Here is an 18,511-nt window from a genome sequence, read left to right on the forward strand (position 1 = left end):
ATTTAAAGGACTAATTATGACCGCAGTACTCAAATCCAAAGATGAGAATGTTGTGTGGCATCAACACTCGATTGATAAAACATTTCGCGCGGATCTGAAATCACAAAAGCCAGCCGTGCTCTGGTTCACGGGGTTGTCTGGTTCTGGTAAATCGACAGTCGCTGGAGCATTAGAAAATCGCTTGGCACAGCTTGGTTACCATACTTATTTATTGGATGGCGACAATGTGCGTCATGGATTATGTAGTGACCTTGGCTTCTCTGAGCAAGATCGTCGAGAGAACATCCGTCGTATTGGTGAGCTTGCTAAATTGATGGCAGATGCAGGCTTGATCGTGTTGTCAGCCTTTATTTCTCCGCATCAAGCTGAAAGGCAACTCGTGAGAGATTTATTGCCGGAAGGTGAGTTTCTTGAGGTGTTCGTCAATACGCCATTAGAGGTTTGCGAACAGCGTGACCCTAAAGGTCTGTATAAGAAAGCACGTGCCGGAGAGATCCCGAACTTTACAGGTATTAGTTCAGTGTACGAAGCGCCTCAGAACCCTGAGATTGATCTACCTGCAGGTGAGAAGACACTCGATGAATTGGTCGAACTGTGTATTGATGCGTTGGAGAAGCGAAATATCTTAGCCAACTGAGATCGTTGGTATGACTAAGGCTACTCAGCTGTTTATCTGTTTATCTGTTTATTCACGACCGATAAATAGTGCAGCCTTAGTTTACCGAGACAAGAAACCTATCCTCTAGATTCTCTTTATTCCTCTCTATACTTCACTTTTTACACCGTCAATTTTAGCTCCGTCGAGTGTCTAGACGGTGTAATTTACGCTGCTTTTCACTTCTGTCTGTACTGTGAATTTCTGGCTCAATAGTGCAATCAGTTGATCGTAATACTGCGTGTTTGGCTTGTTACCGAGCAAGGTACAAAGCTCATTGCCTGTAGGGCTGAATCGGTAGTAAACCAGCTTCACGCCTTTTGATAATGGTGCCAGTGACATGCTCTTACCTTGATAGGTTAGGTGCAGGGCTGGATCGAAATCAATCTCTCCGGATTCTAATTCTGTGCCCAGAATAATCCCGAGCTCTATCAAGTGGAGCAAGCTGGAGTAGGGCAGGTTGTGCCCACCAAGGTTGATGGTGTTGGTGGTGTCCCTTTTGCCAAAGTTGAATAGCCCTGCATGAGATTTAAAGCCGAGTAAGAGCTTTCTGCTGTTATCGCTACCAAAACTGCAGCCTAATGAAGCTGCTCTTTGTAAGGTCAGTGCTTCCTTTGGCGTCATGTCTTTTAAGATTTGCAGTGCCTTCATCGACGTCGAGCCTGGGTTGGTGACTTCTCGTTTCAGTACTTGAGCCCATAGCCTCTGCATCGATGTATTGTGGATCTCTTGTGCCATGTCGAAGAAACGGTATAACCAGTCCTGATCCGGGTCTCCAGCCGCTTCATCCTTACATGAAGAGTGCGCCAACTTTAGAATCTGTTCTAGGTTCTTTTGGCGAAGCTCTCTACGTTTTTTCTCTCGCAATAGTGCCCGTTCGATAAGCGTACTCTCAGCTTTATCCTTTGGCTTGGCACTATGACTAATTAAGGAATCGAGGCCGAAGCTTTGTGCGATGTGCAGCATTCTGCTGGCACTGTCGGCAATATGAGGCTTTTTCTCATGCTTATGCTGTGTGTCGCTAGCATGCTCAATGATCACTGGCTGTTTGGTTTTTGACATAAGAGTACCGTTAGGAGACGACTCAAAACCAATCGTAGTAAATAATTGCTCAGCCTAGCTTGTTAAAACGCTTGATAACTGAGCTACAATTTTTGATTGTAGAATAACTACTTATCAAAAAGCTCCGCCTTGTTCTCAAGGCTTTTTCCTACGCTATTTCTGAACACTTACTTATTGTGATTGGTATAACTGTCTAAAATGTAACTCTTTATCTTATTGGTGGCTAGATTTTGCGAGCATAGTTGAAGGTTTCAACAAAATTTTACTTTTGTTAATGATAATAAAATGTTAAATTTGTTGTAATTCTCAAGGGGGAGTTATGAATCAAGTCAATGATAACAAGCTGAAGAAACAGCTTAGTATAGGGTTATTACTCGCGATTTATGTCGCTGTTCTAGCTTACTTATCTAATTACATCGCGTAATTCAGAAGAAAATTATCGTTATTAAACTGTTATTGAATGATCACACTCGTTCAGTGACGGCAGCTCATCCTTGAGCCACCCTTCTAATGACTACATGTCGTCATACTCTTCAATCGCAGTACCTTCAATAAGATAACCGGTTTGCGCTAAGTCATGGCTGATTGACTCAGTTTTCAGCGTTCCGACCAAATAGATCACATCCCATAACTGCTGTATTGGTGCACCTTTCGGGAACTTCACGTAGATGATTTGGTTCGGTGGCGGCGGTGGCACGTGGATACATGCGCCAAAGTACGGTACCAGCAGAAACTCAGTGATCATATTCTCATCACCTTCCAATGGAATCACAAAGCCAGGAATCTTCACTGTGCTGCCATTCAGCTCTGGGCGAACAGCACCAAGTGTCGATTGTTGAGGTTTGTCCATACTATTGTGGTCAACCATCGGCATACCAAATGAATCTAGCTGAGCACGTTCTGATTCTGGAATCAAATCAATCCATTCAAGTGTTAATACCGATTCGTCATTCTGAGTGGTTTCAGCGTGAGCTGTACTGATAAATGGGAACAGAAGTAGCCCAAGTATCAGTAGGAATTTGCGTTGCATCGTAGGTTCCTATTTTAGATTCGAATCGTCATGCCATCAGACAATGACTGGCGGTAAGCCCTGAAAGCGGGAATAAAGCCGATAATGATTCCAGCAACTTGTACCAGCATAAGCAGTTTCCACTCATGCGGTGTGATTGCGGATATCGATATGTTGATACCATAACTTTGTTGCACAATAGGAGCAACCACTGCGATCAGCGCAAACAATACTGCAACACCTAATGTAATGCCAAGGAAGGTTAGCGCACTGGCTTCACTGATCAGTAAACCAAACACATGACGAGGTCTTGCGCCCATCGCACGTAGGATGGCCATCTCTCGGCGCCTTTCTTGCAAGCTAGTGAGTAGGCTACTGAGCATGCCCAATAAACCGGCGACGACAACAAACCCTGAAACAATCAGTAGTGCTTGTTCTGCTACAGCCATCATTCCCCACAATTCGTGAAGCGCAATGCCCGGCATAATGGCGCTTAAAGGTTCTTGGCGGTAGTTATTGATTTCTCGTTGCAGTGCGAAGGTTTGGATCTTCGATTTAAGGCCAACCATCATCGCGGTAATCTGCTTCGGTTGGAAGTCACGTTGCTTTAGCGCTTCAGCATTCGGTGTGTGCCCGAGGTTGGCACCTGATTCCCAGCCAACATGAATTGCTTCGATTGCCTCTAGCGATACGTGTACGGTTTTGTCTACTGGTGTTCCTGTTGGCGCGAGTATTCCCACAATCTTGAAGGGCAGATTATCGTGACGGCTAAACGCAACATCACTGATACCGTGCGCAAGAATGATTTGATCACCTATTTTGTAATCTAGCTTCTTCGCGACGTCGGCACCAATCACTACGTCAAATAGCTGATTAAACTCTTTACCTTGTTGGAAAGTAAGTAATTGCTTACTTCCATAGCGATAGTTTTCAAAGTAACTATGATTTGTACCCATCACACGGAAGCCTTTGTGTGAATCGCCCAATGATATTGGTATCGCCCACTTTACTGCGTTGTGCTGGCTAAATTCTTCATAGCTTTTCCAGTCGATGTTGTTGGTCGCATTACCGATTCTAAATACGGAATAAAGCAGCAGGTTTACCTGACCAGAGCGGCCACCGACGATAAGGTCAGTACCTGAAATCGTATTGGCGAAGCTGCTCTTAGCTTCGGTTCTTACACGTTCCACACCGAGTAATAGAATGACGGATACAGCCACAGTGAGAATAGTTAGAATGGCTGTGGCTTTACGGTTGAGTACGCTTTTTAAGGCTAAGTGAGTAATTACTTTCATACGACAACCTTAGCTTGGTTAACGGTTTTTAAATCTATGGTTCGAGTGAACAACTTTTCTAGTGTTGGATCATGGCTAACAAAGATAAGAGTAGAACCTGCCTGGTTGGCTTGTTCTAACAACAGTTCGATAAAAGCTTCTCGGTTGTCATGATCCAAAGCCGAGGTTGGCTCGTCGGCAATAATGATTTTGGGTTGGCCGATCAAAGCACGAGCGGCAGCAACACGTTGTTGTTGACCGATGCTCAACTCGGTAACGGGCTTGTCCATTAAAGCTTGAGGTAGCTTTAATCGGAGTAACAACTCTCGAGCCGTCTCTTGTAAGCTTTTCTGGCTTTCAGCGACTTGCTGTTTACGAATCTGTGAAAACTGGCAAGGAAGCGTCACGTTATCGATAACTGATAGATAAGGAAGCAGGTTAAATTGTTGGAAAATATAACCAATATGATCGGCTCTGAATTTATCTCTTTGACGAGGTGTAAGCTGAGTGAGGTCTTGATCAAGGATAGAGACTTCTCCTTGCTCAGCTTGGTTGATTCCGGTCAGTAGCCCTAACAAAGTTGATTTTCCACAACCACTTGGCCCTTTAATAAAAAGGTGCTCTTGGGCTTGGATGTGAAGAGAGGGGATCTCTAGCGTTGGTGGTAATTCAGGCTTCCAACGAAAGCTGATATTTTCGAGTTTGACCACAAGTGATGAACTGTCAGAAGACATGCTAGCTCCAATAATTAAAGCGGTGTATCTACTGGACAGTAATTTGAAACATAAATTCCCAGGAACACACCGATTTGAACAGCCAAGTAAGCGATGACTTACTTGGCTGTTTATTTTACGTTTAATCCGATCTAGGAGTGATTAGAATCGGAAACTAATACGCTCTGCGTTAAGCACTTCTTGTACTTGAGCTGTGTCTGTTAGTAGGTTCACCGTCATTTTTTCAGTGTTGCTGAACTTAGAGAACCACTGAGTGCTAACTGTGTCTAGCTTAGCAACATCTGAACATTCATAGTGGTACTCAACAGTGAACTCACCGTGGCCACCTTCTGAGTGATCGTGGCCTTCATGATCGTGGTGGTCGTGACCTTCGTGGTCATCATGATCGTGCTCAGCGTGGTCATGGTCTTTGTGGTCATCATGATCGTGTTCAGCGTGGTCATGGTCTTTGTGGTCATCATGATCGTGTTCAGCGTGGTCATGGTCTTTGTGGTCGTCATGATCGTGTTCAGCGTGATCATGGTCTTTGTGGTCGCCATAACCGTGTTCCGCATGGTCATGGCCTTCATGGTCGTCATGACCGCCTTCTAAGGTGTTTGCTACTGACTTGAACTTCAGAGTACAACTCGCATTGTTAAAACTAAACAGCTCTTCTGGCTTGTTTAATTGTGCGATAGCCTGTTCAAACACTTTCTTCTGTTCTGCAGTTTTTGGAGCATGTTCAAACCCAACCACATCTGCGCCTGGAGCTGTTACTTCAACAAGCAATTCTTGCCCATCTTGCGCGATGTTTACTTCAACTTGGCCATGTACGTGTGCATCATGAGAGCGGAATTCTTCGTTAGCTAGAGCATTTGTAGAGACAGTCATGCCGATAACAACGGCTAAAAAAGTAGGTTTCATGTTTTTTCCTGAATAAAGGTTAATTAAAAAGTAGTGGTAATTAAGCGATATTTACAGGAGGTGAGCGTGCCAAATAAGCGAAATATAGCCGCTGTAGTGAAGTTACTGACTCTGTAATAGCGACAGTAAATTCCGAATGGAACTCTGGAATCTGTGGTAGTGAGTGCGCTGTGATGAACTGATTAAGCGAAAACAGCTCACAATGGTGTGAAGTGTGGTGCTCTGGTGCGATATCCACAATGTGTGTTGCGGCTAACACGCTTAACATGAGCATAAGCCCAAGCAAGAAGCCTGTTTTGCGTTTCACATTGTTGGGTGTGTTTTGCCACATCAGGATGATTAACCACAGAATTAAAAAAAGGATACTGTTATAATATAACAATATCCTTTGGTTAGGTCTCGAAAAAGACGCGAATATCTTATTAAAGGCTCGCTTTAATCAACTCAATGACTTGAGTGACTTCTGATTCGTTTAATGCACCTTCTTTTACAAACAAGATTTTACCTTGCTTGTCTTGAACGATAATCGCTGAGCTTTCTTCTTTTAGAGCCCATGTTGACGCAACGGCGCCGTCTTCATCTAGGACCATAGAAGACCATGGAAATTCTTCTTTGCTGCTTTCGGCAGAGGACTTAACAAAAGACCCAGTACCCCAAATCGCATCATCTTGGTTGATGATAGTGGTGGTTTGGTAGCTGTCTTCTGAGAATTTCGATGCGGTAATGGCTGCCATCAGTGGTGCGTTGAGCTCTTTAGAGCTGCTGCGGCCAGCGATAGCTTGAACGACGCGAACTTTACCTAGAAGATCATTGGTTGCCCAAGCTTGATATCCAGTATTTCCGTCGTTTAGAACAATCTCACCATAGTTACTCACATCGACGGCAGGCAGGGTAGCGCCTACTGATAGGTTGTGAGCATTGGCGAAGAGTGGAGAGGCTGCGGCTAGAAAAGCCAGTAGAGTTTTGTTTTTCATTATATTTTTGTTCCGCTTATTGGTTTGCACAGGAAGTATAATATGAAATTTGAAAAATGCCTCTTTAACTTTTTTATCGTACGACGTAGAAAGAAGTTGCAGGCTTGTTACCAAAAGGTATAATGCATCAATATCAAGATGAACAATAGATTATCTTGCTGTTTGCTAAAGGAATTAGCGATTAAATGTGCTTTGAACAGCGACGCTGTTCAGGTATGTGACTGTAGTACTCAAATGGAATTGAGGTTGTATTATGTTAAGAAAATTTTCTACTTACCGTCCACGTCAGGTGGCGCGTTTCGTTAAAGTCCTGTTCAAAGGCCAATTTGCTATTGAAGGTGTTGGAGAGTTTCGCTTCGACCAAGGCAAGGTGCTACTTCCTGAAGTTTCAGACAAACAAAAGCTCACTATTTTTAAAGAAGTTAACGGCACCATTGCAGCGTTGCCGGTGTAACTGAGCTTTATCGATTTGTCTTGCACCGAATAGATTAACAATGAAAAGGGCTTCCTGATGGAAGCCCTTTTTTAATGCGTGTCGTTCACGATGGTATGTCGAACGGCACTTTATTGTGGAGGGAAGCACACACCTGTTCCACCCAACCCGCAATACCCATTCGGATTTTTAGCTAGGTATTGCTGGTGGTAGGTTTCTGCGAAAAAATATTTTCCAGCAGGCAGAACTTCCGTCGTGATCTCGTTGCCTAAAGATTCAGTCATTGCTCGTTGATATTCACGTTTAGAGTGCTCAGCGATAGATTGTTGTTCTTCACTGAAGGTGTAAATCGCAGAACGGTACTGAGTCCCTAAATCGTTGCCTTGGCGCATCCCTTGAGTTGGGTCATGACGCTCCCAAAAGGTTTCAAGTATTCGAGCTAGAGAGGTTTGTTCACTATCAAATATGACACGAACGACCTCGGTATGGCCGGTTTGCCCAGTACATACTTGTTCATAAGTGGGATTAACTGTGTATCCGCCAGCGTAACCAACGGATGTTGAAATAACGCCATCCAATTGCCAAAACAAACGCTCAGCTCCCCAGAAGCACCCCATACCAAACAGGACTTCTTGTTGAGAGCCCGTGGGTGCATCGAGCAGGTCGGTTTGATTGACGAAATGGCGCTCAGTGATTCGAATTGGGTCAGCATTTCCCGGTAGTGCGGTTGCTGCAGAAACCAGTTGTTGTTTGTTTAGCATGTTATATTCCTTTTCGCATACGTTTACCGCGCTGGCTTTTATTTAACGTGGGTTCATATTAACTGTTGGTCAATATTGAATAAGTCTTTAAATTAGACCGTGTTATTCCAGGATTTATTACAGACTCAATGCCTATTTAGCGGTATTATTTCTTTTCACTTATTAACGTATTGATAACTTCTTCACCAATTAAACATGATAAGAAAAACTTTACCAGTTCTGATTGGCACTCTATTGTCATCGACGCTCGCTTTCGCTGACGTTTCCCTTGAAATCAAAGGGCTAGATGGAGCGCTTGAGGATAATGTTGATGCTTATCTGAGTGCGATCCCTGAAGAAGAGTATTCGGTTTCACTAAGATTCCAATCCCGCTTGGAATCTATGATTAAAGAAGCCCTGAATGCGTTAGGCTACTACCACCTTAAAATCACATTTACTCACTCCGAAGATGATACCGAAATGACCGTTACGGTTGAGCCGGGAGAGCCTGTTGTTATTTATACTTCAGATATCGTTCTAACTGGTGAAGCCAAGGATGACCCAGACTTTTTAGCCTTGATAGCGAAGAGTAGCTTGTCTAAAGGTTCGACTCTGAATCATGGTAATTATGACTCTTTGAAATCGTCGATCCGCAACCTTGGCTTAGCGAAAGGCTACTTCGATGGTGCTTATGATCTTAGTAAGCTAGAAGTCGCTCCTGAATTGAACCGCGCTTATGTTCGTCTTCATTATAACAGTGGTATCCGCTATCACTTTGGTACTACTCAGGTTACTGGTAGCCAGATAGAAGAAGATAAGGTGCAGTCACTTAAACCATTTGAGGATGGCGAACCTTACTCAATCACCAAAGTCGGTGAGTACAACCAAAACCTGTCCAATACGGATTGGTTCTCCTCGGTATTTGTTGAACCAGATTTAAGCCAGTTAGGCGAAGGCCGAGAGATCCCGATGAAGGTTAGCCTTGCTCCGCAAGCTCGTAACCAAATCGAAACGGGTATCGGTGTATCCACCGACCTTGGCGTAAAAGGCACTCTGAAGTGGAAAAAACCTTGGGTTAATGAACAAGGCCATAGCTTCAATAGCAGCCTGTCGATTTCTAAACCTGAACAGACGATTACCGCTACCTATAAAATCCCTCTGGATGACGTGCTGAACGACTACTATCAAGTTAAGTACGGTATGAAAAACTTGGATAATCGTGATACCAAGAGTTTGGAGTCAAACTTAGCGCTAGAAAGATATTGGCGACTGGATAACGGTTGGCAACGCACGGTCTTCATTCGATACTTGGTCGAAAACTATGAGCAAGGTTTGCAGGATGATTTAGCGCAATTTGTGCTGCCGGGTATCTCTTTCTCACGCACTCGAACGCGAGGCGGTTCGATGCCGATGTGGGGCGATAAACAAACCATTATGGTTGAAGCGGGTGATGATACCTTGTTATCTGAAACTAAGGTTGTTCGTTTTCAAGGTCAAACCGCTTGGATTCGAAGCATTGGCGACAATCACCGAGGCTTAACTCGACTTCAATTTGGCGGCAACTTTGCCGACGAGTTTGATAAGCTATCTCCCTCCCTAAGATTCTTTGCTGGTGGTGACAATAGCATTCGTGGTTATGGTTATGAGTCGATCTCTCCTCGAGATGAAAGTGGCGCACTAACGGGTGCCAAATTCATTGCAACCAGCTCGTTTGAATACCAATACCGCTTGGTTGGAAACTGGTGGGGCGCAGCATTCTACGACATTGGTGATGCCTTCAATGATAAACCTGAATGGAAACATGGTACCGGCGTCGGGGTTCGTTGGGCGTCGCCCGTCGGCCCTGTGAGCTTAGATTTTGCTTGGGGTCTAGATGCAGCAAAAGGTGATGAGTTCCAGTTACACTTTAGTTTAGGGCCAGAATTATGATCAAAGTGATGGGCAAGTGCATCAAGTGGACGTCGATCTCATTGACGTCTATTTTGCTGTTGTTGATAGCCTTGCTAGGTTTTGTTTTGTTCACCAATCCAGGGTTGAACACTGTGTTGTGGGGCGCTGAAAAAGCGTTGCCACAGCTTAAAGTGGAAAGCACTAAAGGGGCTCTGTTCCCGAGCTTTACGCTTAATAATGTTCAGTTTAAAGATGACAGCCTGCATATAGACACCAAAGTTCAAAAGCTGAACTTGGCGATTAATCCTCGCTGTCTGCTCGACCCTAAGTTGTGTGTCGATCGTTTAGCGATTCAAGGATTGGACTTCGCATTTACTGAACTGCCTCCGGCCTCTACAGAAGAAACAGAACCTACTCCGCCCGTAACATCGGTAAAAACACCGTTGCCAATCGTAATCAACCGTATCGCTTTGTCTGATATCAAGTTGAATATCTTAGGGCATGAAATTGAATGGAGCTTGTTCTCTACGGCTTTGAGTATGCAGGGCGAAAAGCTAACTGTATCGCCAACCTTATTCAATGATCTTAAGGTTAAACTCGCTGAGTCGACAGAAGAACCGCAAGCAGAAAAGGTTGAGCCAAAAGCTGCCGTTAAAACGGCTATCGAATTGCCGGAAGTCTGGATTCCTCTGCAGGTTGTGTTGGAGCGTTTTGACCTCAACCGTTTCACCTTAGAACAAGAAATACCAATCGTTGTTAACCACCTTGGGCTAGAAGCTCGCGCGGGCAAACACACGGTTGATGTTTCAACTCTCGAACTCGATATGCCACAAGCAAGCGCCAATCTAACCACGAAGGTTGAGCTCAAGGGCGGTTACCCGCTAGAACTTTCTTTGGATGCGTTAGTGAAAGAAACCGACCTTGCTGGTCAGAAGTTGTCTCTGAAAGCACAAGGTAGCGTGGCCAAATTAAGCCTAGAGTCTCAGTTTTCTGAATTGATTGAGGCAAAACTGTCTGGGGATATTCAACCCTTAGAGCCAACTCTGCCATTTGACCTTCTTTTGGAGGGAGGTAAAGCGCAATGGCCTCTTACTGGTAAAAGTGACTACCAAGCTGCAATTGAGAAATTCAAAGCCGATGGCTCATTAGATGGTTTTAATGTGCAGCTCAAAGGCGAAGCGGATGGTAAGGAAATTCCGGCCTTAACAATAGACCTGCAAGGCAAAGGCACCACGGAACAAATTGAACTTGAACGTTTGAAACTGAATACCTTGGGTGGAGAACTAAATGGTGTGGTCAAAGCGAACTGGAAGAGTCTCGTTAACTGGCAAGCTGACGTGACACTTAAAGACATTCAGCCGGGCCTGCAATGGCCAGAAGCCGAGGGTAACATTAGCGGAAGCATCGTCACCTCGGGTGAGTTGACGGAAGCGGGCGGCTGGGCGATTGAATTGCCTAAACTGGATATTGAAGGGATCTTACGAGAATATCCTCTCGATATCGAAGGTCAGTTGTCAGCGTCGGATCGCAGCGCGAACGGTGAACCAAAGCTGAAAACCAGCGGTTTGAGTTTGGCTCATGGTGTTAACTCGATTAAGGCACAGGGGCAACTTGATAAGCAGTGGGACATGGGCGTTGAGATCTTCTTCCCTGAGCTTGCAAAAAGTAGTTCTGAGCTGAAAGGTAGAGTGATCGGTAGCATCCAACTTAGTGGCCCAACGAAAGAGCCTGAAGTCGATCTTGCTTTAAATGTTGATAAGGTCGATTGGAATAACGAAGCAACACTAGAATCCTTGTCGCTTAATGGCTCTTTGGTTCCTCTGCCATTACCTGAAGCCCAAGCCGATCTTGTACTCAAAGCTAACAACCTAACCTATCAAGATCAAAACGTGGAAAGTATTGATCTCACGGTGAGTGGTGGTGAGAAGAAACACACAGTGACACTTGATGTGATATCCGACATCGTGTCGACAAGTTTGGCCATCTCTGGAGAGTTGATTCAAAAGCCTTCTATTATATGGGATGGGTCGTTAGACCGCGTCAAAATAACCACTCAGCAAGGTCCTTGGGTATTAGATCAACCTGTCGCGATAAAGGCGGATGTCGATAAACAGTTTGCCGATGTTCAAGCGCACTGTTGGAAGCAATCTGGTTCGAGTGTGTGTTTGGATGAAGACGTTCGTGTCGGTAAATCGGGTGAGGCCAAGGTGGCCATCAATCAATTCGATTTCGAGCAGATTAAAGCCTTTGTGCCTAAAGAGACGCAATTGCAGGGCTTAGTCAATGCGACCGCTCATGCTAAGTGGTCTGAACAAGGTGAACCTGAGGTTACGGTAAGTGTTGATATGCCGAAAGGTCAGGTTGTTCAACAAGTTGGTGAGCTAATTACACTGGGTTGGGAAAGTATTGCATTGAATGCCCAGCTGAAAGATAACAAATTGGATGCCGATTTTAAGCTGGATGTTTCCGACAATGGTGACCTGTCTGGTACGGTGTCGTTACCGGATATTCTTGCCGAAGACAAAATGGTCGATGCGGCAATTAAGCTGACCACGTTCCATCTTGATTTCTTGCAACCAATTCTAGGTGAATACAGCTTATTGAAAGCCGACCTTGAGAGTGATCTTCAAGTTAAAGGCTCTCTGATGCACCCTCAAGTCTTTGGTCAATTCTCTGTTGATGGTATTCAAGTCAAAGGCGATGTTACGCCTGTTGATGTGAAAGATGGCCGCATCGACCTCGACTTTGATGGTTATAGTGCAAAACTGGATGCGAATGTCGAAACACCTGATGGTCACCTTGATATTGAGGGAACCGGAGATTGGCAAGATCTTAAAGCATGGCATTCGAACGTTAGAGTTTTCGCTGATGAGTTGATGGTTGATATCCCACCGATGGTTAAGGTGAAGGTCGTACCTGATATGACTATTGATGTCACACCAGATCTGGCGAAAATCACCGGTGATATTGCATTACCATGGGGACGAATTGTTGTTGAAGATTTACCACCGTCAGCGGTTGGCGTCTCTTCTGATCAGGTTATTTTGAATAAAGATCTAGAGCCAGAAAACGAAGATACGATTCCATTCAATGTGATGACGAATATTAATATCTCCATTGGTGATGACTTTAAACTGTCTGCCTTCGGTCTTGAAGGTGATTTGGTCGGTAAGCTCAACGTGGCTCAAAAAGACCAAGGTCCATTTATTACAGGTGAAGTGAACATCGTCGATGGTACTTATCAATCATTCGGGCAAGACCTCTTGATCGAAGAGGGTAAGATCCTAATGAATGGACCACCGGATCAGCCATACGTAGCCATCAACGCAATTCGTAATCCTGATAATACTCAGGATGACGTGACCGCTGGTATTCGAGTGACTGGCCCTGCGACAGAGCCTACCATCGAGATTTATTCTGACCCAGCGATGCCACAAGCGAACGCACTGTCTTATATTTTGCGTGGCCAAGATATCGACGGTGAGTCGAGCGGTTCGATGACAACGACTTTAATCGGTTTGAGTTTAGCGAAGAGTGGTAAGGTTGTTGGTGAAATCGGTGAAGCCTTTGGTGTAAAGGACTTGCAACTGGATACTGCAGGCTCTGGCGATGACTCTCAAGTGACGGTAAGTGGTTACATCCTGCCTGGCTTACAGGTGAAGTATGGTGTGGGTATCTTTAACTCGTTAGGTGAGTTTACCGTTCGTTATAGATTGATGCAGGATCTCTATGTTGAAGCTGTTTCTGGCCTAGACAGTGCTGTGGATCTTCTCTATCAATTTGAGTTCGAGTAGAGCCGTATGGGAGGGCATATGCAGCATCTTGTTTTTGTCTATGGAACCTTGAGGCAAGGTCAGTCCAATCACCATTATTTGCAGGGCTGCGATTTATTAGGGCAGTTTGATACACCTAAGGAATACGCACTTTTTGATTTAGGTGCCTATCCGGCGATGATTTTGGGAAAGAAAAGTGTCGCTGGTGAGGTCTATATCATTAACGACGAAATTTTAGAGTCGCTCGATCGGCTAGAAGATGTTCCTGTTGAGTATCGTCGCGAGCAAATAGAGACTATATTTGGATTAGCATGGGTATATTTGTATCAGCTTGATCTAACAGCTAATAAAGAAATACTCTCGGGTAACTGGTGTCAGCGGAACAATGATTCCTAACTAGTTAATCACCTTACGAGACAACAAAAAGCCAGCACTGAGGTGCTGGCTTTTTAATAGCGTTAGTTTGAGAATGAAATGAGAGGGTTACTCAGGGTTCAGCTCAAGAAACTCTTCTACTTTACGTACCATTTTTGTTGAACCAACGAAGAAAGGCACACGTTGGTGTAGCTCAGTTGGTTTGATATCCATGATACGCTGTGCACCGTCTGATGCAATACCGCCAGCTTGCTCCATAAGGAAAGCAATAGGGTTGCACTCGTAAAGCAGACGCAGTTTACCTTGAGGGTGACTTTGCGTGCTTGGGTACAAGTAGATGCCGCCTTTCAAAAGGTTACGGTGGAAATCTGATACTAGAGAACCGATGTAACGTGATGTGTAAGGGCGGTTGTCGCTTGGCTCATTTTCTTGGCAGTACTTGATGTACTTCTTAACACCCGTAGGGAAGCGGATGTAATTACCTTCGTTGATTGAGTAAATCTTACCTTCGTCTGGAATCATCATGTTTTCATGAGATAGGCAGAAGGTACCCAGTGATGGGTCGTAGGTGAAGCCATTTACGCCAGCACCTGTTGTGTATACAAGCATGGTTGAAGAACCGTAAATCACGTAACCCGCGGCTACTTGCTTGTGTCCTGGCTGTAAGAAATCTTCTTGTGTTGGTGGTGTACCGATCGGTGATACTCGACGGTAGATAGAGAAAATTGTACCAACCGATACATTTACATCGATGTTTGATGAGCCATCTAGTGGATCCATCAGTACAACGTATTTTGCGTTTTTGTTGAGCTCTTTATTGAAGGCGACAGCTTCGTCTTCTTCTTCACTTGCAACACCACAAACTTGGTCACGGGCTTCTAGAGCCGCTTTAAATTTGTCGTTCGCGTAAAGGTCTAGCTTTTGCTGCTCTTCACCTTGCACGTTGTCTGTACCAACAGCGCCAGTGATGTCGACTAGGCCAGCCTTGTTGATCTCACGGTTAACAATTTTTGCAGCAAGTCGAATAGACGACAAAAGGGATGATAGATCACCGCTTGCATGGGGGAAGTCACTCTGTTTCTCAACAATGAACTCACCAAGGGTGCGCATCTCAGACATGTTATTTCCTTAAACTTCTCTCAATATTAGGGGGGATTTGAGCACTGTAGATTCGGCCTCTTGAGTGGGCTTTATTCATCTAGACGCTTACCTAAATTCTAAAGGTTAGATCTTTTTAATGGTAATGAACTAAGCGACACAGATCTCACTTACTATGTCGACTCAATTTGTTTTGCATTGCCGCTCGCTTTTAATCGCCATTTAATGATAATGAGTGCAAGCCGTTTTAATTAGGCACTGTTTATTTAGCCAAGCGTTTGGAAGCAATTTATGCATATTCATATCTTAGGAATTTGTGGCACCTTCATGGGTGGTGCTGCGGTATTGGCTCGTCAATTAGGTCACAAGGTTACGGGTAGTGACGCGAATGTTTACCCACCAATGAGCACCTTGTTGGAATCACAAGGGATTGAAATTATTGAAGGGTTCGACCCTAGCCAATTAGAACCAAGGCCAGATCTCGTGGTTATCGGTAACGCAATGAGCCGCGGTAATCCGTGTGTTGAGTATGTGTTGGATAACAACCTTAGATACACCTCTGGTCCTCAGTGGTTGCAAGAGTTCTTACTGCATGACCGTTGGGTGTTAGCGGTATCGGGAACGCACGGTAAGACCACGACATCAAGCATGTTGGCTTGGATCTTGGAAGACTGTGGCTATGCACCGGGCTTCTTAGTTGGCGGAGTGTTGGGTAACTTTGGTATCTCTGCTCGCCTTGGTGAAAGCATGTTCTTCGTGGTAGAAGCCGACGAATACGACAGTGCTTTTTTCGATAAACGATCTAAGTTCGTTCATTACCACCCAAGAACCTTAGTGATGAATAACCTTGAGTTCGATCATGCCGACATTTTTGACGATCTTGAAGCGATCAAACGTCAATTCCATCATTTAGTGCGTACTGTGCCAAGCAATGGTCGCATTTTCTCACCTAAGCAAGACAGCGCTATTGAAGATGTTCTAGCTCGCGGTTGCTGGAGTGAAACTGAATCGAGTGGCGAGCAAGGCGACTGGGATGCCAAGAAACTGGTCAAAGATGGCTCTCAATTTGAGGTTTACTTCCAAAATGAATGTGTTGGAACCGTAAATTGGGATTTAGTGGGCGACCACAACGTAAATAATGCTTTGATGGCGATTGCAGCTGCACGTCATGTGGGCGTGACACCTGACCTTGCTTGTGAATCACTAGCTACCTTTATTAATACTAAGCGCCGTTTGGAGTTTAAAGGCGAGGTGGCAGGTGTGTCTGTTTATGATGATTTTGCTCATCACCCAACGGCGATTGAACTTACGCTCGGCGGCTTACGTAATAAGGTCGACTCGAAAAAAATCATTGCCGTTTTAGAGCCTCGTTCCGCCACCATGAAACGTGGTGTGCATAAAGAAACCTTGGCTGATTCGCTTAAACAAGCGGATTCTACCTACTTATTCCAACCGGATAACATTGATTGGTCAGTTCAAGATGTTGCAGACGCTTGTCACCAACCGGCACACGTGAGTGATGACATGGATGCATTCGTTGCTAAAATTGTCTCAGAGGCACAAGCTGGCGACCAAATTTTGGTAATGAGTAATGGTGGCTTTGGTGGCATTCATCAAAAACTGTTGGATGGATTGGCACTCAAAGGCTAACGGCATCCACGACCTTATAATTTGAAGTAATTGAGAACATGACAAAACACGATAAAGCGATAACCCTTGCTTTCACTGGCGCATCCGGTGCGCCTTATGGCCTGCGTTTACTTGAATGCCTTTTGGCAGCCGATTATCAGGTCTACTTGCTGATTTCATCGGCAGCGCGAGTGGTATTGGCGACCGAGCATGAACTTAAGTTACCTGCTGGGCCAGATGCGGCGAAACAAGCTTTGGTTAAACATCTTGGCTGCGACCCTGAAAAGCTGGTGGTGTGTGGCAAAGATGATTGGTTCTCGCCGGTTGCCTCTGGTTCAGCAGCACCTAAACAGATGGTCGTTTGTCCATGTTCAGCGGGAAGCTTGGCTTCGATTGCTCATGGTCTATCAGATAACCTGATTGAGCGAGCAGCAGACGTAGTCATGAAAGAGCGAGGCCAATTGTTGTTGGTGGTTCGCGAGACGCCATTTTCGACGCTTCATCTCGAGAACATGCACAAACTTTCGACCATGGGCGTAACGATCATGCCTGCAGCTCCGGGTTTTTATCATCAACCCAAGTCAATTGAAGATCTGGTCGACTTTATGGTGGCGCGTATTCTAGATCACCTTGGTATCGAACAAGGTTTAGTGCCACGTTGGGGTTACGATCAACGTAATTGATCCAAACTTGATAGCTTATTGTTAAAAATCAAATTACAATTCTGAACACTCATCGGGGAGCGAACCATTCAAATAATGAATGCGAGCTGAGATCAAGCAGGTGCTTGGGACCCGTAAACCTGAACCAGATAATGCTGGCGTAGGAATTGAGTTAGGAACAACCTCTACCGTTCTCCTCCCTCAAACCTGTGCCGCTCAGACCATGGAGAGCGTCCAGTGAAATTCACATTAACTACCCTTGCTGTTACTACAGCTATTTCTTTTTCTGCCTTTGCTGCAGACAACACTTTGACTATATACACCTATGACTCTTTTGCTGCGGATTGGGGCCCTCGTCCTGCCGTTGAAAAAGCATTCGAAGAGAAGTGTGGTTGTGATGTGAATTTTGTCGCTCTAGAAGATGGCGTGTCTATTCTGAACCGTTTACGTCTTGAGGGCGGCAACAGCAAAGCCGATATCTTGCTAGGTCTCGACAACAACCTGATGGCTGAAGCGAAAGCGACGGGCTTATTGGCTGAGCATAATGTTGATACGTCATCGGTAACGCTTCCTAATGGTTGGAACGACAGCACTTTTGTACCCTATGACTTTGGCTACTTTGCTTTTGTTTACAATAAAGAGAAACTGGAAAACCCGCCGAAGAGCTTGAAAGAACTGGTTGAGCAGCGTGATGATCTTAAGGTCATCTACCAAGATCCACGTACATCAACACCAGGCCAAGGCATGATGCTTTGGATGAAATCAGTATACGGTGATGAAGCGACAGCAGCATGGAAGAAGCTTGCTCAGAAAACAGTGACTGTAACCAAAGGCTGGTCTGAAGCTTACTCTATGTTCCTAGAAGGCGAGTCGGATTTAGTGTTGTCTTATACAACGTCTCCGGCTTACCACATTATTGCTGAAAGCGATTCTAAGTATGCAGCAGCAAGCTTCGAAGAAGGGCATTACACTCAAGTGGAAGTGGCCGCTAAGGTTAAAGGCAGCAAGAACGAAAAGCTTGCTGATGAGTTTATGGCGTTTATCCTAAGTGATGAATTCCAATCGGCGATGCCAACAGGCAACTGGATGTACCCAGTGACCGATATTGAGCTTCCAAAAGGGTTCGAGCAACTTACGGTTCCTCAGAAAGCGCTAAGCTTTACGCCCGAAGAAATTGCAGCTAAGCGTAAGCCATGGATTCGTGAATGGCAGAGTGCACTTACTTTTTAATTTACTTTTAAAAAATTAGCTTTCTAACTTTCTGTATTTAAAGGTTTGTTCGATGTTAACTGAGCGAACC

The 18,511-nt window shown here is 44.9% G+C and carries 17 protein-coding genes and 1 riboswitch; of the genes, 8 read left to right on the forward strand and 9 right to left on the reverse strand.

Annotated features, from left to right (window positions below):
• Window positions 1-16: 16 nt before the first annotated feature.
• Window positions 17-637, forward strand: a complete 621-nt coding sequence (cysC, locus tag AB4263_RS02165) for an adenylyl-sulfate kinase (RefSeq protein ID WP_102320278.1) — start codon at window positions 17-19, stop codon at window positions 635-637.
• A 171-nt stretch (window positions 638-808) separates the two neighbouring features.
• On the opposite strand, the gene AB4263_RS02170 is transcribed toward cysC, so the two are convergent.
• From AB4263_RS02170 to AB4263_RS02200, 7 genes are all read right to left on the reverse strand, one after another.
• Entirely contained in the window at window positions 809-1,717 is a 909-nt protein-coding gene (locus AB4263_RS02170) for a TIGR03899 family protein (protein WP_017069397.1), read from the reverse strand.
• A gap of 514 nt (window positions 1,718-2,231) precedes the next feature.
• Window positions 2,232-2,747 (reverse strand): DUF3299 domain-containing protein, encoded by a 516-nt coding sequence (locus AB4263_RS02175; protein WP_017058892.1) that lies wholly within the window; start codon window positions 2,745-2,747, stop codon window positions 2,232-2,234.
• 14 nt (window positions 2,748-2,761) lie between these two features.
• Window positions 2,762-4,021 (reverse strand): FtsX-like permease family protein, encoded by a 1,260-nt coding sequence (locus AB4263_RS02180; protein ID WP_017067558.1) that lies wholly within the window; start codon window positions 4,019-4,021, stop codon window positions 2,762-2,764.
• Window positions 4,018-4,734 carry an ABC transporter ATP-binding protein gene (locus tag AB4263_RS02185; RefSeq protein WP_017058894.1) on the reverse strand — a complete coding sequence of 239 codons (717 nt, stop codon included), beginning with the start codon at window positions 4,732-4,734 and terminating at the stop codon, window positions 4,018-4,020. Before AB4263_RS02185 ends, AB4263_RS02180 begins: the two co-directional genes overlap by 4 nt.
• Before the next feature lie 141 nt (window positions 4,735-4,875).
• The gene (locus AB4263_RS02190) at window positions 4,876-5,637 is read right to left on the reverse strand and encodes a DUF2796 domain-containing protein (protein ID WP_372097336.1); all 762 of its coding nucleotides are present in this window, start codon (window positions 5,635-5,637) and stop codon (window positions 4,876-4,878) included.
• A gap of 40 nt (window positions 5,638-5,677) precedes the next feature.
• On the reverse strand, window positions 5,678-5,968 hold the full coding sequence (locus tag AB4263_RS02195) for a DUF2607 family protein (RefSeq protein WP_017063722.1): 291 nt from the start codon (window positions 5,966-5,968) through the stop codon (window positions 5,678-5,680).
• Window positions 5,969-6,059: 91 nt separating this feature from the next.
• Window positions 6,060-6,611, reverse strand: a complete 552-nt coding sequence (locus tag AB4263_RS02200) for a YtfJ family protein (protein WP_017063723.1) — start codon at window positions 6,609-6,611, stop codon at window positions 6,060-6,062.
• A 253-nt stretch (window positions 6,612-6,864) separates the two neighbouring features.
• On the opposite strand from AB4263_RS02200, the gene AB4263_RS02205 reads away from it, so the two are divergent.
• Complete coding sequence (locus AB4263_RS02205) at window positions 6,865-7,065, forward strand: DUF1107 family protein (RefSeq protein WP_017058898.1); 201 nt, start codon at window positions 6,865-6,867, stop codon at window positions 7,063-7,065.
• 110 nt (window positions 7,066-7,175) lie between these two features.
• Here the strand turns inward: AB4263_RS02205 and msrA are convergent, their stop codons facing one another.
• Window positions 7,176-7,805, reverse strand: a complete 630-nt coding sequence (gene msrA, locus AB4263_RS02210; RefSeq protein ID WP_017058899.1) for a peptide-methionine (S)-S-oxide reductase MsrA — start codon at window positions 7,803-7,805, stop codon at window positions 7,176-7,178.
• Between the two features lie 195 nt (window positions 7,806-8,000).
• Between msrA and AB4263_RS02215 the strand changes: the two genes are divergently transcribed.
• Genes AB4263_RS02215 through AB4263_RS02225 form a run of 3 tightly spaced genes read left to right on the forward strand, consistent with a single transcriptional unit; the run spans window position 8,001 to window position 13,843 of the window.
• Window positions 8,001-9,713 carry an autotransporter assembly complex family protein gene (locus AB4263_RS02215; protein ID WP_017058900.1) on the forward strand — a complete coding sequence of 571 codons (1,713 nt, stop codon included), beginning with the start codon at window positions 8,001-8,003 and terminating at the stop codon, window positions 9,711-9,713.
• Window positions 9,710-13,468, forward strand: a complete 3,759-nt coding sequence (locus AB4263_RS02220) for a translocation/assembly module TamB domain-containing protein (protein ID WP_372097338.1) — start codon at window positions 9,710-9,712, stop codon at window positions 13,466-13,468. Before AB4263_RS02215 ends, AB4263_RS02220 begins: the two co-directional genes overlap by 4 nt.
• An 18-nt stretch (window positions 13,469-13,486) precedes the next feature.
• Window positions 13,487-13,843 (forward strand): gamma-glutamylcyclotransferase, encoded by a 357-nt coding sequence (locus AB4263_RS02225; protein ID WP_017069403.1) that lies wholly within the window; start codon window positions 13,487-13,489, stop codon window positions 13,841-13,843.
• Between the two features lie 87 nt (window positions 13,844-13,930).
• On the opposite strand, the gene fbp is transcribed toward AB4263_RS02225, so the two are convergent.
• Entirely contained in the window at window positions 13,931-14,941 is a 1,011-nt protein-coding gene (fbp, locus tag AB4263_RS02230) for a class 1 fructose-bisphosphatase (protein WP_017063728.1), read from the reverse strand.
• A gap of 270 nt (window positions 14,942-15,211) precedes the next feature.
• Between fbp and mpl the strand changes: the two genes are divergently transcribed.
• The 3 genes from mpl to thiB all read left to right on the forward strand — a co-directional run bounded on the left by mpl (window position 15,212) and on the right by thiB (window position 18,441).
• Window positions 15,212-16,570 (forward strand): UDP-N-acetylmuramate:L-alanyl-gamma-D-glutamyl-meso-diaminopimelate ligase, encoded by a 1,359-nt coding sequence (mpl, locus tag AB4263_RS02235; protein ID WP_017071296.1) that lies wholly within the window; start codon window positions 15,212-15,214, stop codon window positions 16,568-16,570.
• A gap of 38 nt (window positions 16,571-16,608) precedes the next feature.
• A complete protein-coding gene (locus AB4263_RS02240; RefSeq protein WP_016787846.1) occupies window positions 16,609-17,232 on the forward strand; it encodes a flavin prenyltransferase UbiX in 624 nt (207 codons plus the stop codon).
• A gap of 43 nt (window positions 17,233-17,275) precedes the next feature.
• Window positions 17,276-17,395, forward strand: a riboswitch (TPP riboswitch).
• Between the two features lie 53 nt (window positions 17,396-17,448).
• Complete coding sequence (thiB, locus tag AB4263_RS02245; protein WP_102320274.1) at window positions 17,449-18,441, forward strand: thiamine ABC transporter substrate binding subunit; 993 nt, start codon at window positions 17,449-17,451, stop codon at window positions 18,439-18,441.
• The last annotated feature ends 70 nt before the right edge of the window (window positions 18,442-18,511 follow it).

It is taken from the genome of Vibrio sp. 10N.261.55.C5 (assembly GCF_041470505.1).
Lineage (GTDB): Bacteria > Pseudomonadota > Gammaproteobacteria > Enterobacterales > Vibrionaceae > Vibrio > Vibrio crassostreae_C.

Excerpts from the sequence above, each read along its gene's own strand:
- AB4263_RS02215 (WP_017058900.1), top strand. The coding sequence starts at position 8,001 with ATGATAAGAAAAACTTTACCAGTTCTGATTGGCACTCTATTGTCATCG.
- AB4263_RS02180 (WP_017067558.1), bottom strand. The coding sequence starts at position 4,021 with ATGAAAGTAATTACTCACTTAGCCTTAAAAAGCGTACTCAACCGTAAA.
- AB4263_RS02205 (WP_017058898.1), top strand. The coding sequence starts at position 6,865 with ATGTTAAGAAAATTTTCTACTTACCGTCCACGTCAGGTGGCGCGTTTC.
- AB4263_RS02190 (WP_372097336.1), bottom strand. The coding sequence starts at position 5,637 with ATGAAACCTACTTTTTTAGCCGTTGTTATCGGCATGACTGTCTCTACA.
- AB4263_RS02200 (WP_017063723.1), bottom strand. The coding sequence starts at position 6,611 with ATGAAAAACAAAACTCTACTGGCTTTTCTAGCCGCAGCCTCTCCACTC.
- cysC (WP_102320278.1), top strand. The coding sequence starts at position 17 with ATGACCGCAGTACTCAAATCCAAAGATGAGAATGTTGTGTGGCATCAA.
- mpl (WP_017071296.1), top strand. The coding sequence starts at position 15,212 with ATGCATATTCATATCTTAGGAATTTGTGGCACCTTCATGGGTGGTGCT.
- AB4263_RS02240 (WP_016787846.1), top strand. The coding sequence starts at position 16,609 with ATGACAAAACACGATAAAGCGATAACCCTTGCTTTCACTGGCGCATCC.
- AB4263_RS02175 (WP_017058892.1), bottom strand. The coding sequence starts at position 2,747 with ATGCAACGCAAATTCCTACTGATACTTGGGCTACTTCTGTTCCCATTT.
- AB4263_RS02195 (WP_017063722.1), bottom strand. The coding sequence starts at position 5,968 with ATGTGGCAAAACACACCCAACAATGTGAAACGCAAAACAGGCTTCTTG.
- fbp (WP_017063728.1), bottom strand. The coding sequence starts at position 14,941 with ATGTCTGAGATGCGCACCCTTGGTGAGTTCATTGTTGAGAAACAGAGT.
- AB4263_RS02225 (WP_017069403.1), top strand. The coding sequence starts at position 13,487 with ATGCAGCATCTTGTTTTTGTCTATGGAACCTTGAGGCAAGGTCAGTCC.
- msrA (WP_017058899.1), bottom strand. The coding sequence starts at position 7,805 with ATGCTAAACAAACAACAACTGGTTTCTGCAGCAACCGCACTACCGGGA.
- AB4263_RS02185 (WP_017058894.1), bottom strand. The coding sequence starts at position 4,734 with ATGTCTTCTGACAGTTCATCACTTGTGGTCAAACTCGAAAATATCAGC.
- AB4263_RS02220 (WP_372097338.1), top strand. The coding sequence starts at position 9,710 with ATGATCAAAGTGATGGGCAAGTGCATCAAGTGGACGTCGATCTCATTG.
- AB4263_RS02170 (WP_017069397.1), bottom strand. The coding sequence starts at position 1,717 with ATGTCAAAAACCAAACAGCCAGTGATCATTGAGCATGCTAGCGACACA.